We start from the raw sequence: 17,081 nt of genomic DNA on the forward strand, positions 1-17,081 counted from the left end.
GACCACTCATTGATCACGGAAGTAATGAGGTAATTACTCATCAACTATTTAATCCGGGTAACAACAATGAATGTCATACTATTTACTTTATTTACCATCTCAAGTTTATTTATCATCTCAAGGGAGCTAACTACTCAAGGATAATTTCTATCGTAAAACTAATATTTATCGTCATGTATAGGATAATATGCACAACACTATTAGTATCCAATATTGTGAAAACAATATCGAAAACAATTCTACGCTAATCATTTCTGACCTAACTAAGATTTACTTTTGTCAGAATGGGGTTGAACCTAAAAAATACATTTTTCCACAATCAATAGGCCTTAACAAAGACAAAAGACATAGATACAATATGAATTCTTCTGATAATTATGAAAAGCATTTTGAATCCCAGAATGTAACGGATTATCCAAATACAAATACCATCTTTTGTGTTTGGGTATTTAAAAAAGACGCTGATATTCAACCTGCGTTCGAACAGGTTTGTGCAGTGGTTGCCAACCTAAACCATTCCTTTGCTGTCCGAATGCCGGAGGATAGGGTCAGCTGTGTCATGGGAATTGGCTATGAGGCATGGATAAAGCTGAACTTACCTACGCCGGTACCAAAGGAGTTAACAAATTTCCGGCCTATAGTTGGTGGGAAATACACCGCAGTATCCACCCCGGGAGATATCCATTTCCATTTTCGGGCGGCTAATATTTCCGCATGTATCGATATGTCGGTAGCCATTGCTGCGGTGTTAAACACTGTCGCAGACCGCGTGGAGGAAGTGCACGGCTTCAGATATTGGGATGGCCGGTCAATATTGGGTTTTGTAGATGGTACGGAAAATCCTATTGGAAAACAAAGGGCACGTTTTGGTATGGTGGGTAAAGAGGATCTCCAATATGAAGGTGGCAGCTATCTGTTTGTACAAAAATACGTGCACAATATGGAGGCATGGAACAGTCTGTCGGATGAGCAACAGGAAAAAGTTTTTGGACGCTATAAGATCAGCGATATTGAAATGCCGGAAAACATAAAACCGGGCAACTCCCACAGTGCCTTGGCTGGCATCACTGACGCACAAGGTAATGATTTGAAGATCGTACGGGATAATATGCCTTTTAGAAATGCAGCAAAAAATGAATTCGGCACCTATTTTATCTCATATGCCAATACGTTCAGCACCACTAATGAAATGCTGAAATGTATGTACATCGGAAATCCCCCCGGCAACTATGATCGTATCCTTGATTTCAGCATCGCTCAAACCGGAACTCTTTTCTTTGCACCTTCAGTCGATTTACTTAACGCATACAAAGCAAAGTAGCTGCGGCTTTACAGACGGATTACCATTATTAATCAAAAAATGAAATGGATTATATAGATTATTATAAAATTCTAGGCGTTAACAAAAATGCTACCACGGAGGAAATAAAAAAGGCCTATCGGAAACTGGCTCGCGCACACCATCCGGACCTAAACCCAGGAAACCCCGACGCGGTGAAATTATTTCAGCAGATCAATGAAGCCAATGAAGTATTGAGTGATCCCGAAAAAAGAAAAAAATATGATCAATATGGCAAAGACTGGAAACACGCTGACCAGTTTGAAGAAACACGCAGGCAACAACAAAATAAATCTAGTTATGCCAACGCGAATCCATTTGGCGGTGGCGACTACTATTCCCGCAACGAAGCTGATGAAGGCCACTTTTCGGACTTCTTTGAATCGATGTTTGGCCATTACAATGCAGCAGGTGGCAGGCAATCCAAATTCAGAGGTCAGGACATAAGAGCCTCATTACAACTCAAATTATCTGAAGTTTATCATAACCATAAGCAATCATTCACTGTAAACGGGAAAAACATCCGCATCACGGTTCCTGCAGGCGTTGAAAACGGCCAGGAAATAAAAATCTCCGGCTATGGTTCACCCGGCGTCAACGGAGGACCGAACGGTGATCTCTATATCACTTTTAATATAACAAACGATACAAACTTTATCCGAAAACAGAATGATCTGTTCACAACTGTCCCTCTTAACCTTTATAAAGCCATGCTGGGTGGCGAAGAAACCATTAGCACCCTGTCAGGGGCTGTAAAACTTAAGGTTTTGCCAGAAACGCAAAACGGAGCAAAAATAAGGTTAAAAGGAAAGGGTTTTCCTGTTTATAAAAAGGAAGATACTTATGGAGATCTCTATGTAACATACGAGGTAAAGTTGCCGACAAACTTAACAGCAAAGGAAAAAGAATTATTTCAACAGCTCTCCAAAGAGCGGTAAATGGAAAATACGTATGAAGTCATCAAAAAAAATTTCAGTAGAACAATGTTGTATCTATTATGAAGTAGAAACATCATTTGTCCAGCAGCTGGATGAGTATGGATTGATTGAGCTTATCCGTTCGGGGAAAGAATCATACCTGGCATTTGAGCAGCTGCCCCGCTTCGAGAAATTCAGGCGATTGCATTACGAACTGGATATTAATATCGCAGGATTAGATGCCATACATCATCTGATTAACCGCATAGAGCATCTTCAGCAAAAAATAAAGAACATCGAAAATGCTATAAGCGCACAGTCACAAATGAAGGCAGAAAGACATTCTGTGCAAAAAAAAACCAATCATAAAAAATAAAACATGGCAACAACAAATACTTACATTACTTTCAACGGCACTTGTGAAGAAGCATTCAACTATTACAAGTTAATATTTGGTGGAGACTTTGGCCATATTGTCCGGTACAGTGAATTGCCTGCCAATCAGGGATACCAGGTTACCCAGGCAAATAAAGCTCTTATTATGCATATTTCCCTGCCAATAGGGATGTCCGTATTGATGGGCTGCGATGCAGACGAACAAGGTGCCGCCTCCCTCATACAAGGTAATAACTTCTGTGTGTCTGTTTCGGCGGAGAACAAAGCCGAAGCACAAAAAATATTTTCAGGGCTCGCTCAATACGGTCAAATTGCGGTCCCCCTGGCGATTGCTTTTTGGGGTGATTTATTTGGAATGGTGACAGACCAGTTTGGGATCAACTGGACGGTAAGCTTTGATGCAAAAAATAACAGTTCCCTGAAATAACCCTATTTCAAAAAATTACGCTATCCGGTCAGCTACCTGTCATTCCCTCTGTGCAATTTTACCAAAAGTTCAATCAACGAAACCGTCATTGCCCTGTCGGTTTGTATCCACATCTTTGCCTATCAGTTCCAATAATGTAACCTCAATCATTTCGCACATACTGGTAAGCGCAAGATCGTTAGTATCCACCCCAAAAGGCTCTTCTATCTCATCTGCTATGGCTTCAAAGGCAACAAATGTGTATGCAATAAACGCGACTATAAAAGGCGTTAACCAGCTGAGACTGTCCACCAGTCCGAATGGTAACAAAAAACAGTAGATATAAACGGTCCGATGTAGTAATACCCGATAACTGTATGGGATGGGAGTAGAAACAATTCTCTCGCAACCGCCAATTATCTCAGCTATTTTATCAAGATTTTCGTCGAAACGGGCCTGCTGAATAGAATCTATTTTATTGTCAAGCTTTACTTTCTGTACCCATTCACCTAAAAACCTCATTATAACGGTAGGTTTGTAATGCTCCGGTTCCACTATTTTAAATAATCGTTCCTTCAAGCGACATTCAAGGTCCTGTCGTGGATCTGTTCCTCTTAACTGATGTTTAAGAGCATAAGTACAAGCACTAAGCATTTGTACGAATTCAAGAACTTCCTCATCCTTCAATTGAGGATTAACAAGTGTTAAAGCCTGTCGTGTTAAAGAACGTGTCACGTTGAGCATGCTTCCCCATAGCTTCCGGCCCTCCCAGAAACGTTCGTAGCTTGCGCTATTGCGAAATCCCAGGAATAAGGCCAGCACAAAGCCAAACAAAGTAAGCGGCGCCGGGTTTAACGGAACTTTATAGGACAGGATGTGACCATGAAGATATACTATCACAAATGAAAGTATAAATAGCGCTACCAGCCGTGGCAGTACTTTGGGAAGCACAGATCCATGCCACACAAAAAGCATCCTGAACCAGTGTTCCTTCTTTCTGATAATCATAATTCTATTGTGCTGATTAATTCTGGGAAAGGCTTGTATTACAAATGTAGCGTAAGTAAAATACTTAGAGGCAAAGCAAAAAACTGGATACCGAAATCTAAAATCTCCTATCACACAATTTATATAAATAAATTCAGATACAATACCGCTTAAATATCAGCATTATCACCACTTAATACAGGTTAGCGTTGAAGCTGCCCTTTATGAAGCATTTCATCTATTTTTTTATATACTTCCGGATCATGTCCTCTAATTTTTATTTTTACATATTTTGACGCTGGCATATTACTCTCTTTTACCACATTGTTTACCGATACCAACACATTGGTTTCAGGAAAATATGTAACAGTATTTTTTTCCGGTATAGGATACGATACTATAATAAATAAAGGAGCGATACGTTCAATGTCGTCATCATAGTTAAATAAATCTACCTTGTCTCCTGCCTTGAATCCTGCTTTATCAATATCCTTTTGATTCATAAATACCACACGCCGTTCATTATGTATACCCCGATACCTGTCATCCAAACCGTAAATAGTTGTATTAAACTGATCATGGGTGCGGGTTGTTGCCATCATATATTCGTCATCGGCAAGCCGGTTTTCCGGAACTACAGTTAGTGTAAAGGGTGCCCGATATCCGTATTGCTTTGCAAAACGCTGCTCATCGCGAGCGGCATTGGGCAGATAGAACCCTCCTTTTTCCCGCACCCGCACGTTATAATCTTTAAATCCAGGAATGCATTGCTCAATATCGTCTCTAACCGCGTCATAACTATCGTGATACCGCTGCCAATTTACCACTGCCCTGCTTCCTAATGTAGCCATTGCCATTCGGCACACAATCTGGGTTTCATTGATGAGGTTCCGGGATACAGGATCCAATACACCTTTAGAATGCTGTACTACTCCCATTGAATTCTCGGTAGAAACAAATTGAAGCTCACCATTAACAATGTCTTTATCACTGCGCCCATATGTCGGTAAAATGATAGCTTCCTTCCCATGAATCAAATGGCCACGGTTTAATTTTGTGGAAACACATACCAACAAATTAAGTTTTCTCAACGCATTTGCAGTATAAGTCGTGTCCGGCGTTGCAGATAGAAAGTTTCCGCCCATACAAAACAGAACTTTTACCTTTTCATCGTGCATGGCTTTAATGACCCGCACTACATCATATCCGTGACTACGCGGCACTTTAAACCCAAAGAAGTTTTCAAGTCGGTCCAGCTGCTCGTCAGTTGGCTTTTCATCAATTAACATTGTTCTGTTTCCTTGTACATTGCTATGCCCCCGCACAGGACAAACACCTCCGCCTTGTATACCTATACTTCCTTTTAGCAGTAAAATATTCAGCATCTCCCTGATCATGTCCACTCCGTTAGGCTGCTGGGTAAGTCCCATGCCCCAGCAAACAATTATGCGCTTTTTAAAGGCGAGCATTTGTGCAGCCTCATATATCGCAGCAGGTTCGAGTCCGGCCTCAGCAGCAAGGTCATCGAGGTTATAATTCGCAAACTGCTCAATGAATAAATCATAGTTTACAGTCTTTTCCCTGATAAACCGGTGATCCAATACTTCTCCCGGAGATTGCTTTTCAAATTCCAGCAATAACAGCTCTATAGCCTTTAAGAATGCCATATCACCATTTATTCTCACCGGTAGATACAGGTCTGCCAGTTTTTCTCCATTCCCCAAAACACCTGATACTTCCTGTGGATTACGAAAGCCCATTAATCCAGCTTCAGGTAAAGGATTGACCGCTATAATCCTGGCCCCGTTCTTCTTTCCCTTTGCCAGAGCACTCATCATTCTTGGCGCATTGGTTCCGGGATTTTGTCCTATAACAATTATTACATCAGTATCATAAAAATCCTCCAACTTCACCGTTCCCTTGCCAATACCAATGGTGGGACGTAGCGCCGAACCAGATGTTTCATGGCACATATTGGAACAGTCAGGCATATTGTTGGTTCCAAACTCTTTTGCGAAAAGTTGGTATACAAAGGAAGCTTCATTACTTGTTCTCCCTGAGGTATAAAATGCCGCTTCATCAGGAGCTTCCAACGCATTAAGATGCTCAGCAATCTTTTTGAATGCGTCATCCCAGCATATCGGTTGATAATGCGTTCCTCCCTTGGGCAGGTACATCGGTTCCGTTAACCGTCCCAATTTGCCAATCCTGTAATCATCTAATTTTGCCAGATCAACCACGGAATTATCCTTGAAGAATTCCGTAGTAAGTTTTTTAGTAGTTGCTTCTTCTGCCAAGGCTTTTGCGCCGTTCTCACAATACTCAGCTATCGGAGACCGCTCATCATCAGGGTCAGGCCATGCGCAACTGGGGCAGTCAAAGCCCTTAAACTGATTCATTTTCAGCAAGGCAATGTTTCCTCTTAAAAAAGCCTTCTCCTCCATGAGATCCTTCATCGCCGCCATCACTGCAGGAATGCCCGCAGCCCAGCTTTTCACCGGAGTTAGTTTAAGATTCAGCAGCCGATATGGGTTTTCAGCATCCGGTATAGCCTTCAGAACCCATTCTGTTCCTCCAGGATGCTGATCTCCTGCATGATGGTCTTCTTTCATAAATACAAGTTTTTACAGACAGTTAAACAGAGGATTGGGAATTACCGCTTTGATCTTCAACAGTATCAATACAAACACAATCCTTTTCAATGAGCAGACTCCTTTAGCTGACCAGCCACTGAAACCCACCGTATTAGTCGTGCCAATTCCCTGAGCATTATTTCAGGCATTCTGATCCTCATATAAATAATTTGAGGCTATGATTTTATTGAAAATGAATCAACATCATAAAATTAAAAAAAATACCTCATGCTAAAATCGGGGTAGGATAGAATATAAATTGAAGTCTCAGGAAGTGATAATGATAGACATTAATATCACAATATTCGACACAAATTCCATTTTATTTTGATATTTTTTGTATGCCTGGACGAATTTTGAGCCCAACTGTTATTTTTATATTTTTGTCTTGAAATGCACCGGTTTTTTATTATTATTTTATTTATGGTACTATGCAAATTATTAATTTCATGGTATTTTCGGAATTTATATTAAAATCAGATGACTGAAGAAAATAATAACCATTCAATTGAGTTGAATTCTAATCGGGCCGGAATAGTTAAAAATGAGTCCAACGTGCTATATCAGGAATTTTCAAGTTCAGCACAACTAAATTACTTTCCGGATAGATCTTTTACGATTGTTCTGCTTGACAATGGCGCTGGTGAATGCAGGACAGGCAATACCATGTTTGAACTCCGATCAAAGCAGATTTTCATCCATCTTCCTGATAAAACGTTTGATTGGAAAATTTCGCCTGAGTCCTTCGGTAGAAGACTTTTAATAAAAAGCGCCTTAATGGAAACATTTACAATTCCAATAAGGCACACATTCTCATCTTTAAATAAAAATATTGCCCTAAGCCTTGATGAAGAAGGATATGAGAGATTTAGCTCTGAGTTCAATGCGATCAAAAAAGAAATTGGCTCAAATATTGTTTTCCCTGAGTTAATTAATGCCAGGGCCAGGCTTATTGCTCTAATTGTACACTTATGGAAAGAACATGTACACGGATATACCGAAATATCACAAGGCGCAAGCCTTTCAAATAAGTTCCATGCCTTAATAGATAAGCATTATAAATCTCAAAAAGTTGTCGCTTTTTATGCTCAGCAACTGAGCATAACACCTAACTACCTGGGAATTATTTGTCGCAAGCAATTTGGGAAGTCACCCCTGGAGATGATTCGGGAACGGGTAGTCCTGGAAGCCAAAAAACTCCTTCATAGCTCCGAACTGTCAATAAAGGAAATTGGCTACAGTTTGGGTTATACCAATATCTCTTACTTCTCATTCTTCTTTAAAGAGACTACTGGCATGACACCAAAGGAGTATAGAATAAAATTTTCTGTCCAATAGTAAAACATATGATATCATAATATTGGTAAATACCATTTTGAATAATGTACAGCGGAATGCCAACTACAAGGAAACTGTTTTCCCCTATTTGGATGAGGGATTCGGCAAGGAGTTGTGGGATTTTCAGTAAGCCTGTTTATCATCCCATCATTCAGGTTGATTTGATAACCCATCAGCGAAATAGATGTTGAATTTATGAAAGGGAAAAAGTTCAAAATATCCGCCGAAGATATCATTAAGGTTATTGACTCAAATATGGGTTGTATAGCTTCTGATATGATTACAGTAGATGGCGGCTCCCTCGGTTACATGTATAGAGAAGAACCTACCGAAAATGCGGACAGCGGCTGGCGGTTCTTGTCGGGTAATGAAAGCCAAGAGTATACCGATGACGCTAACCATTTTTCCTTTTACAAAGTCAAATACTATTGCAAAGTATGACAGAGCAATTATTGTTGACACTATAATTTATTTTATGGTGAGTGGGCTATGTGGGGAGTGTTACTCACTCTACCAGTTAACTTCATAGGTTGGAGCATCTTATACTCCGATCCAGCCCAACGTGCCCTCGTGATACCTGTTCGAATTGTTGTTTTTATTTTGGCAGGATGGGTTCTTTTTAGACTTGTATTTAGAAAGTATATTACAAAGACATAGACCTTCCATATGCTGAATGCTCTTTATCATGAGAATGAGGGAGCAAGGGCAAATTAGAGGAGAAAAGTGATAAATGCAATGAATAAGTTAAAGTGTATAGCAACAATTATTGCTTTTTTAATCATGTTTAGTTTTATCTTCTGTAAGGTTGGTAAAAGACAACTAACCAGCTATTTATTGAAACATGATGCACAGAGGACCAGGGCCATAATTATCGATGACAAAAAATTATATGGGTAATAGCCCTGTTAGTCATGATGGATCTTATTCTTATCTTTTTTATGTCAATGGGGAGGCGTATAAGAATGGTTCAAAGGATCCAAAATTGCAGATAGGAGATTCCACAGATGTCGGGTATGTGAAATATTGGCCTGATCTTAATAGAAGAGTTGCCGCCGCCAAATAAGGTTTATGCTTTAACGTGGAATTGTTTTTATGCTAACTATTGAATCGCCGGGTGAGGACCGCCTGGCACATAACCGACATGGTTAATTGGACTATATCTTAGCGCACAGAAAGAAACAATGCCCCGGTTCCAACATCCCCTCCCGGCAGACGGTCATCGCCCCAATATCACCTCAAAATAAAAAATTGTCATTTTGACAATAATTACTATTATGCACTCTGAATGATGAGAATAGACCTTAATCATGTAGGACATGGGGTAAATTCGTAGTTCAGCCAGTCAACCAGATCATAATAGGAAGATAGAAGGAATTGTCAGTAATTCTTGTGTACTATTTTCAATTTCACGGGATGAGAAAATTTGTAATGCACTGTTTGCTGCTTATTGCGGCAACATTCCACACACCGGGTTCCCAGGCCCGGGATAATCGTTACCATGTTATATCATACCTGGGCATAGAACAGGGTTTATCGAATAACGCTGTGCGCTGTGTGTTCCAGGATCACAAAGGATTTATGTGGTTTGGCACCTATGATGGGCTGAACAGGTACGATGGTAACGTATTTAAGGTATTCCGCAACAGGTTCAACGACAGCAGTTCACTGGTAAATAACTGGGTATTCACGATTAACGAGGATTTGCAGTATAAACTGTGGATAGGCACGCGTCAGGGACTTAACATATACGATCAGGTAACCGGGAAATTCAGCAGTGTACGTTACCAGGTAACCGGTACAACAAGATATGAGCCGATCACGGCAGTTGTGCGCGATATTAAAAAAGATGCGAAAGGAAATATGTTGATTGGGACAGAGGGACTCGGCCTGCTGTTTTGCCCCGCCGGAACCTATACTGCTATACCGTTACCATTGGATGCTGATGGGGTGCGCCTCGTTTCATATGATGCAGGAGCCATTGAGGTGGCCGCTAATGGCGATGTATGGCTGTTTGTGCAGGGGAAAGGATTGTGCCGCATGGATAAAAGCGCTGCCCGGGTTAGTTTGATTAACGGAACTAATCCGACGGGCGACTGTATAAAAGCCGACAGGGACCTGCTTTGGATAGGTACACCAAATGGACTGCAGAAATACTCCATTCCCGCTAACCAATACCAGGAGAGCTATACGGAAGAAAACGGAAAACTCTCTTACAACAAAGTATCCGGCCTGTTCCTCGACAAATGCGGCAAGCTGTGGATTGCCACTAATGGAGGAGGCATAAATATCATTCATACAAAAGACGGAACGGTAGCGGAGAGTATCCCCTCGGGCAATAGCAACTATACGCTTGCAAGTGGCTCAGTAAGCGCAATTTATGAAGATGCGGACGGTAGAAAGTGGATCGGAACACTAAGGGGGGGCGTTAACATCATAGATCCTAAAAAAGACAGGTTTCAGTCTTTTCTCCACGACCCATTAAACAGGAACAGTCTTGTCAGCAATTTCATTTTCACCTTCTGCGAAGAGGGCGACGGAACCATCTGGGTAGGTACAGATGGTGGTGGGCTAAGCAGGTGGCAGCGAAAAGCAGGATTGTTCACTAACTTCGTTCATCAGGCAGGTGTACCTGCATCTCTCAGCGATAATTTTGTAACAAATGTGCGATGCGACAATGAGCAGCATATCTGGGTTTCTACTTTCTGGGGAGGCATCAACCGGTTTGACAAAAAAACAAATAGCTTCCGGCATTACCGCCTGTTTTATAATAACACCCAAAAAGAGAGTAAAACCGTTTACCTGTATAAAGACAACAAGAATACGCTATGGGCTGGAACCTTTGGCAGAGGTTCATTATATAAGGGCGCATTGTATAAATATGACAGGCAGCAGGATTCTTTCAGACTCTTTGACGACAGGATCAGGGATCTGTTTACGATGAACGAGGACCGGTCCGGGCAACTGTGGGCGGGGAATCTTCGCAGCCTGATAAAGATTGACCCTCAAAACAAAATGCATACCTCCTATACGCTGGGCAACCCGGTAAGAGCCATTCATGAAGACAGTAAAGGGCGTTTCTGGATCGGTACCGAAGGAGGAGGCCTGATTTTATTTGATCGTACGCACGGTAAAATACTGGAACGCTATACTACAGCCGAAGGGCTTTGCAACAATGCAGTACTCAATATCCTGGAAGACGAAGCCGGAGACCTGTGGCTAAGTACTTTTTATGGCCTCTCCAGGTTCAATGCCACCCGGAAAAATTTTACCAATTTCTACCAGGGCGATGGCCTTTCCAGTAACCAGTTTAATTACAATGCAGCGCTACGGCTTAACTCGGGCGAATTGATGTTTGGAGGAATTAAAGGGCTGAACATCTTCCGGCCATCAAATATTATAGCATCAGGCGAAAAGCCCAGAATGCTTTTCACCGATATCCATATTAACAATATGCCTGTAGGGCAGCGACCAGGCTACATTGCCAAACGGCTGGGTGACGACATACAGAAAGTCCGGGTGCCCTACCGCGATGCCGTCTTTTCTTTCGACTTCACCGCGCTGGATTATTCTACTTCCGATAAGATCTCCTACGCCTACTATATGGATGGCTGGGATAAAAACTGGGTCCAGGCCGGGAATACAAGAACTGCCACCTATACACATCTTGCGGCGGGTCATTACACATTCCGGGTAAAAAGCACCAGCGCAGAAGGTCAATGGATCAGTAACGAAATAAGCCTGGAGATAATAGTATTGCCTCCCTGGTATGACACCTGGTGGGCATATTTGCTATACCTGTTCATGGTACTGGCAGTGACGGCCATTTATATTACCTATAAAACAAAACAACGCAGGCTCAGGTACCAGGTTGCCATGGCAAATCTGAATACGGAGAAAGAAAGGGAACTCAATGAAAAGAAGATCGCCTTTTTTACCAACGTATCACATGAGTTCCGCACACCGCTCACGCTCATTATTAATCCTGTGAAGGACCTGATGACAGAGCAGGAGCCCGGCGGAAAGCACCATCGCGAGCTGACTACCATATACCGGAGTGCCCGCCGGCTGTTACGGTTGCTGGATCAATTGCTGTTGTTCAGGAAGGCAGACAGTGATATAGACCGGTTGAAGCCAGCCCGTTTTAATTTCACGGAATTATGCCAGGAGGTATTCCAGTACTTTGAACAGCAGGCCCAGTCGGCCAGTCAGCACTATTCATTTGTTTGCGAAAGCGAGGCGCTATGGATATCCGGTGACAGGGAGAAGCTGGAGATAGCGTTATTCAATTTGTTATCGAATGCCTTAAAATATACTCCTGCCGGTGGCAGCATTGAAATGAAACTCGTTTGTGCCGGCGACCAGGTGGAAATAACCATTGCGGACACTGGTTATGGAATATGTGCCGACAGCGCCCATCACGTATTTGAGAAGTTCTACAGGTCGGAGGGCAATGGTCATACACAACAACCGGGATTCGGTATTGGCCTGTACCTGGTGAAACAGTTTATAGCGCTGCACGGCGGCAATGTCAATTTTGAAAGCGAAGAGGGCAAGGGCACTGTATTCAAAGTTGTTTTGCCCCGTAGTAAGAACGAGGTTCATTCAGATTCTCCCCATAGTGTTCCCGTTGACAGAACCAGTTTTTTGACCACAATGGCAGATGAAGAGCCCGAAGAAATACTGGACGGACCGTCTGACGAGGAAGCGATCGGTACCATAATAACGGCCAAACAAACCATGTTGATAGTAGATGATGACGCGGAGATACGCCAATACATTTCAGGCATGTTCCGCTCAGCATTTAACATAGAGGAAGCCGGCAATGGGAAAGAAGGCCTGGAAAAGGCAATAGCCATACTACCGGACGTAGTGGTCAGCGATATCAGGATGGAGACGATGTCAGGGCTGGAGCTCTGCAAAGAAATCAAACAGCATGCATTGCTGAATCATATCCCGGTTATCCTGCTCACGGGCTCCTCCTCTGAAGAGGGAAAGCTGGAAAGCGCTGAAGTTGGCAGCGACTATTACATCACCAAGCCATTTGACAAGGAGTTGTTAGCGGCAGCTGTGCAGGGGGTACTGCAGATGAGGGATAACCTGCGTAATTATTTTCTGAACGAAGTGACTCTCCGTAAGAATGATTTTAAAGTGTCAGGTCAATATAAGGAGTTTGTCGAAAAATGTATTGCAATAGTGGAGGCTAACCTCGATAATGATGAATTCAATATAAAGGTACTGGCCAGGGAAATTGGCATGAGCCACTCTTCGGTTTATAAAAAGATCCGGCAGGTTTCCGGGGAGTCGCTGAGAGGGTTCGTGCGTTTTATACGGCTCAGGAAAGCCGCTGAGCTGATGATAAATACAAGTCTGAATGTCAATGAAATAGGTTTCCAGGTCGGCATTAATGACGTTAAATTTTTCCGTGGACAGTTCAACAAGGTATTTGGCGTGAATCCTTCCGAATATATAAGGCGTTACCGGAAGGTATTCGAAGATAAATACAACCTTGAACAGACAGATACACGGAAAAAGAGGGCAGGTCGAAAGAAAGTCTGACACCCGGATATGTTAACCCCCGCTTCCCCTTCCCGGCAAATCCGCCCGGGGAGGGGTAAATTCTCCCTAAATTTCACACTACACCCCCCTTTTTATGCGAATACTCCCCCTTATAGTTGGGAGTGCTTGGTGTTTACTTTGCATACTGGCCAGTAATACTTATCAATCAAAATTGAATTTACCCGTTATGACAATCATTCTACGTTTTATGAATCACCAGCGTGATTTATCCCTGATTTTTTGTCAGTAAAAAACAGTACAAAAGCTTTATCAAGATTTATTATCCACGTTCAACGCCACAAAAAAAACTGGTATGCGTAAAATCAGACTATTACCAACATGTGCCGCCATCCTCGGAACAATGTTATTACTATTAATTGTAAACTCCCTGCCGGCACAGGTTAAAACCGGGAGAACCGTTTCCGGCAAAGTGGTAAATGCCGAAACGGGCGAGCCATTAATTGGCGCCACCATTTTGGTTAAAGGACTCAAGGTGGGAACAACCGCCGACCAAAATGGACTCTTCTCCCTGCCGGTATCCACCTCTTCCTCCACACTGACCGTTAGTTACCTGAACTTTGAAAAGCTGGAAGTGCCTGTCACAGCAGGTTTCCTGGATATAAAACTCAAGCCTGCCGGAAATATCGACGAAGTGATAGTCGTTGGCTATGCCAAACAAAAGAAGGCTACCCTCACCGGTGCGGTAGAACAGGTATCCGGCAAAATATTTGAAAGCCGGGCGGTCACCAACATCGCCCTGGCACTCCAGGGGCAAACGCCGGGCCTGCTGGTTACAAGAAGTTCTCCCCGCCCGGGCAACGAAGGGATTTCCATGCGTATCCGCGGCGCCTCCTCTGTAAATGGGAGTGATCCGCTGATTGTAGTAGATGGCGTGCCTGTTCTCAACAATTACTCTTTTCAGAACCTCAATCCGGATGATATTGAAAGTATCTCTGTGCTGAAAGATGGATCTGCGGCTATATACGGATCCCGTGCAGCCAATGGGGTGATACTTGTTACTACCAAAAGAGGCAAGGGCAAACTCAAAGTAGACTACAACGGCAATATGCGTTTCGTTACAAACGGTATCACCGGTTATTCACCCTCCATGCAGGAATATGCCACCATGTGGGTGGAAGCCAACAAGGAGGAAACCGTTCCCAACTGGTGGGTATGGGGCGAAGATAACGTGAAGAAAATGCAACAGGGCGTTGAAGGCGCGTATCCACTGTATGGTACCGAGTTCTATATATACAATGCCAACAGGATTAAGGAAATGTTTGCGCCAAGATATTCCTATCAGCATAATCTGAGTATTTCCAACAGTACAGAAAAGTCGTCCTATCGCCTGTCTTTCGGCTATGCAGATAACCAGGGTAATCTGGCTACCGCCTACGACGGACAGAAACAATACAACGCCAGGTTTAATTACGACTACAACCTGACAAAGGACCTGAAACTGGAAACCAATATCAGCCTGATCGATGCAAAAACCAGCGAGCCTGCTGTAGGATTGGATAATACCCTCTATGCATATGATATGCCGTTCTTCCCCGCAAAGAATCCCTACGGCAACTGGTTTGCTACCTTTAACGGTATCGATGGCGGCGCCAACAGGAATGCGGCAGCTATGAGCGCAGCCGGTGGGCGAAACAACAGGAATTCACTGACAGGCAGAGTGGATGTAAAGGCAACCTACCAGATCACAAAAGACTTGTCGCTGGAAGGCCTGGTTTCTCTTCAGAACGAGCGGTTCAACCAGGAACGTTACGTATTACCGGTGCAGTTATACAACTGGTATAACGTACCTACCGGTATTGGTCTTAACACAGGAGGAACCAATAATACTTATTATACCTATGCCTGGCAGGGTACCTACCAATACTATTCAGGATTACTGCGTTACGATAAAACCCTCGCCACGAAACACCATATTGCAGCAATGGCCGGTATCAACGCCGAAAAGAATAATGCACAGTGGGTGTCGGCCCAGCGTATAGGCTTTACCGATATGGGCGTGTATGACATCGGCCTGGCGTCTACCACCACCCAAACCAATTCAGGGTCTAAAAGTCTGAATGGCCGCTATTCTTATCTTGGCCGCCTGAATTATAACTATGCGGAAAAATACCTGTTAGAGTTAGTGGGAAGAAGAGATGGTAATTCCAGGTTTGCCCCCGGCTATAAATTCAAAAACTTTGGTACCGTGCAGCTGGGATGGGTATTTACCAACGAAGGTTTTATGGAAAGATTTAACTCCATTCTAAGTTTTGGTAAGATCCGTGCTACCTACGGCACTACCGGTAATGAAGCATCCGGGCTGGGTGCATTCGACTATTTGTCTACCGTCAATATCGGAACAACGGCATTGGGATCTCCCGTTACGCAGCAGCAGTCGACCGGACTTAATAATAATGGCCTGATCAGCTATAACAGAACATGGGAGAAAGTAAAGCAGCAGAATATCGGAGTGGACCTGAACTTCCTGTCCAACAGGCTGTCGACCAACGTAGATTACTTCGTAAAAGAAAATATCGGCATGCTGATAGACGTAACCTATCCCTCCGTGCTGGGTGGATCGGCTCCGAAAACGAACAGCGGCAGGTTCAAAACCAAAGGATGGGAGTTTATACTCTCGTGGAAAGACTCGAAAAAAGACTTCAGTTACAGTGCCACATTTAATATCAGCAATACCAATACAGTGGTTAGCGGCGTGGAAGGGAGAGATAGTTATGGCCCCGGAAGAAACGATATTGTGAATGGTTATCCGTATCAGTCGTGGTTCGTTTTCAAAACAGACGGTTACTTCCGCGATCAGGCTGATGTAGACGCTTATTATGCCGCCTATGGAGGCAGTACTTTGCTGGCGAATATGCCTCAGAACAATCAGGCGGTTGCATTGCGCCCCGGCGACACGAAAAGGGTAGATGTAGCCGGTACGAAAAATATTACCAATATCGGAAATGAAAAAAGCTCACTGGTGTATGCAGGCGACGGCACACCTCATCTCACCTTTGGCCTTAACCTCGGCGCCTCCTGGAAAGGTATTGATATCTTCACCACTTTCCAGGGACAGCTTAAACAGAATATGATGCGTAATGGCTATATGGCTTATCCATTTGGCGCAGTATACACTAACCAGAATCCTATATTCCTCGGTAAGACCTGGACCACCAGCAACCCGGAAGCGATGTACCCGCGTTTAACGGTGAATCCAACCCGTGCAGGCTGGAACTATGCCAATAATGATTTTATGCTGCAAAACAACCGTTATATCCGGTTGAAATCACTCATACTCGGTTATACGCTGCCACAACGATGGACTGAAAAAGCAAAACTGAACAGGGTCCGTGTATACTTCTCCGGCAACGACCTATGGGAATCGACTTCCATTAAAGACGGATTTGATCCTGAAATGGGAGAGGCTTCCATCAACAGTGGCTATCCATTCGGAAGAACCTGGTCCTTTGGTTTAAACCTGGGATTATAAGGTATTCATCTTTCATACC

The 17,081-nt window shown here is 43.2% G+C and carries 10 protein-coding genes; 8 read left to right on the forward strand and 2 right to left on the reverse strand.

What is annotated here, in order from left to right; translation table 11 throughout:
- Positions 1–358: 358 nt before the first annotated feature.
- The 4 genes from QFZ51_RS16495 to QFZ51_RS16510 are packed head-to-tail and all read left to right on the forward strand — an operon-like array spanning position 359 to position 3,079.
- Positions 359–1,321 carry a Dyp-type peroxidase gene (locus tag QFZ51_RS16495; RefSeq protein ID WP_429047272.1) on the forward strand — a complete coding sequence of 321 codons (963 nt, stop codon included), beginning with the start codon at positions 359–361 and terminating at the stop codon, positions 1,319–1,321.
- A 44-nt stretch (positions 1,322–1,365) separates the two neighbouring features.
- The gene (locus QFZ51_RS16500) at positions 1,366–2,277 is read left to right on the forward strand and encodes a DnaJ C-terminal domain-containing protein (protein ID WP_429047273.1); all 912 of its coding nucleotides are present in this window, start codon (positions 1,366–1,368) and stop codon (positions 2,275–2,277) included.
- A 13-nt stretch (positions 2,278–2,290) separates the two neighbouring features.
- Positions 2,291–2,632 (forward strand): chaperone modulator CbpM, encoded by a 342-nt coding sequence (locus QFZ51_RS16505; protein WP_429047275.1) that lies wholly within the window; start codon positions 2,291–2,293, stop codon positions 2,630–2,632.
- Between the two features lie 3 nt (positions 2,633–2,635).
- Positions 2,636–3,079 (forward strand): VOC family protein, encoded by a 444-nt coding sequence (locus tag QFZ51_RS16510; RefSeq protein WP_429047277.1) that lies wholly within the window; start codon positions 2,636–2,638, stop codon positions 3,077–3,079.
- 69 nt (positions 3,080–3,148) lie between these two features.
- On the opposite strand, the gene QFZ51_RS16515 is transcribed toward QFZ51_RS16510, so the two are convergent.
- Positions 3,149–4,066 (reverse strand): bestrophin family protein, encoded by a 918-nt coding sequence (locus tag QFZ51_RS16515; RefSeq protein ID WP_429047279.1) that lies wholly within the window; start codon positions 4,064–4,066, stop codon positions 3,149–3,151.
- A gap of 182 nt (positions 4,067–4,248) precedes the next feature.
- On the reverse strand, positions 4,249–6,657 hold the full coding sequence (locus QFZ51_RS16520; RefSeq protein WP_429047281.1) for an FdhF/YdeP family oxidoreductase: 2,409 nt from the start codon (positions 6,655–6,657) through the stop codon (positions 4,249–4,251).
- A gap of 501 nt (positions 6,658–7,158) precedes the next feature.
- Here QFZ51_RS16520 and QFZ51_RS16525 point away from each other — a divergent pair.
- The 4 genes from QFZ51_RS16525 to QFZ51_RS16540 all read left to right on the forward strand — a co-directional run bounded on the left by QFZ51_RS16525 (position 7,159) and on the right by QFZ51_RS16540 (position 17,062).
- Positions 7,159–8,016, forward strand: coding sequence for a helix-turn-helix domain-containing protein (locus QFZ51_RS16525; protein WP_429047282.1), 858 nt, complete (start codon positions 7,159–7,161; stop codon positions 8,014–8,016).
- Positions 8,017–8,211: 195 nt separating this feature from the next.
- Complete coding sequence (locus QFZ51_RS16530) at positions 8,212–8,457, forward strand: DUF2185 domain-containing protein (protein ID WP_429047283.1); 246 nt, start codon at positions 8,212–8,214, stop codon at positions 8,455–8,457.
- 972 nt (positions 8,458–9,429) lie between these two features.
- Positions 9,430–13,572 (forward strand): hybrid sensor histidine kinase/response regulator transcription factor, encoded by a 4,143-nt coding sequence (locus QFZ51_RS16535; protein ID WP_429047284.1) that lies wholly within the window; start codon positions 9,430–9,432, stop codon positions 13,570–13,572.
- Between the two features lie 313 nt (positions 13,573–13,885).
- Positions 13,886–17,062: a SusC/RagA family TonB-linked outer membrane protein gene (locus tag QFZ51_RS16540; protein WP_429047286.1), complete on the forward strand. Its 3,177-nt coding sequence runs from the start codon at positions 13,886–13,888 to the stop codon at positions 17,060–17,062.
- Positions 17,063–17,081 lie beyond the last annotated feature (19 nt).

The organism is Chitinophaga sp. W3I9, from assembly GCF_050434025.1.
Taxonomy (GTDB): domain Bacteria; phylum Bacteroidota; class Bacteroidia; order Chitinophagales; family Chitinophagaceae; genus Chitinophaga.

Excerpts from the sequence above, each read along its gene's own strand:
- QFZ51_RS16520 (WP_429047281.1), bottom strand. The coding sequence starts at position 6,657 with ATGAAAGAAGACCATCATGCAGGAGATCAGCATCCTGGAGGAACAGAA.
- QFZ51_RS16530 (WP_429047283.1), top strand. The coding sequence starts at position 8,212 with ATGAAAGGGAAAAAGTTCAAAATATCCGCCGAAGATATCATTAAGGTT.
- QFZ51_RS16540 (WP_429047286.1), top strand. The coding sequence starts at position 13,886 with ATGCGTAAAATCAGACTATTACCAACATGTGCCGCCATCCTCGGAACA.
- QFZ51_RS16510 (WP_429047277.1), top strand. The coding sequence starts at position 2,636 with ATGGCAACAACAAATACTTACATTACTTTCAACGGCACTTGTGAAGAA.
- QFZ51_RS16515 (WP_429047279.1), bottom strand. The coding sequence starts at position 4,066 with ATGATTATCAGAAAGAAGGAACACTGGTTCAGGATGCTTTTTGTGTGG.
- QFZ51_RS16535 (WP_429047284.1), top strand. The coding sequence starts at position 9,430 with ATGAGAAAATTTGTAATGCACTGTTTGCTGCTTATTGCGGCAACATTC.
- QFZ51_RS16500 (WP_429047273.1), top strand. The coding sequence starts at position 1,366 with ATGGATTATATAGATTATTATAAAATTCTAGGCGTTAACAAAAATGCT.
- QFZ51_RS16525 (WP_429047282.1), top strand. The coding sequence starts at position 7,159 with ATGACTGAAGAAAATAATAACCATTCAATTGAGTTGAATTCTAATCGG.
- QFZ51_RS16495 (WP_429047272.1), top strand. The coding sequence starts at position 359 with ATGAATTCTTCTGATAATTATGAAAAGCATTTTGAATCCCAGAATGTA.
- QFZ51_RS16505 (WP_429047275.1), top strand. The coding sequence starts at position 2,291 with ATGAAGTCATCAAAAAAAATTTCAGTAGAACAATGTTGTATCTATTAT.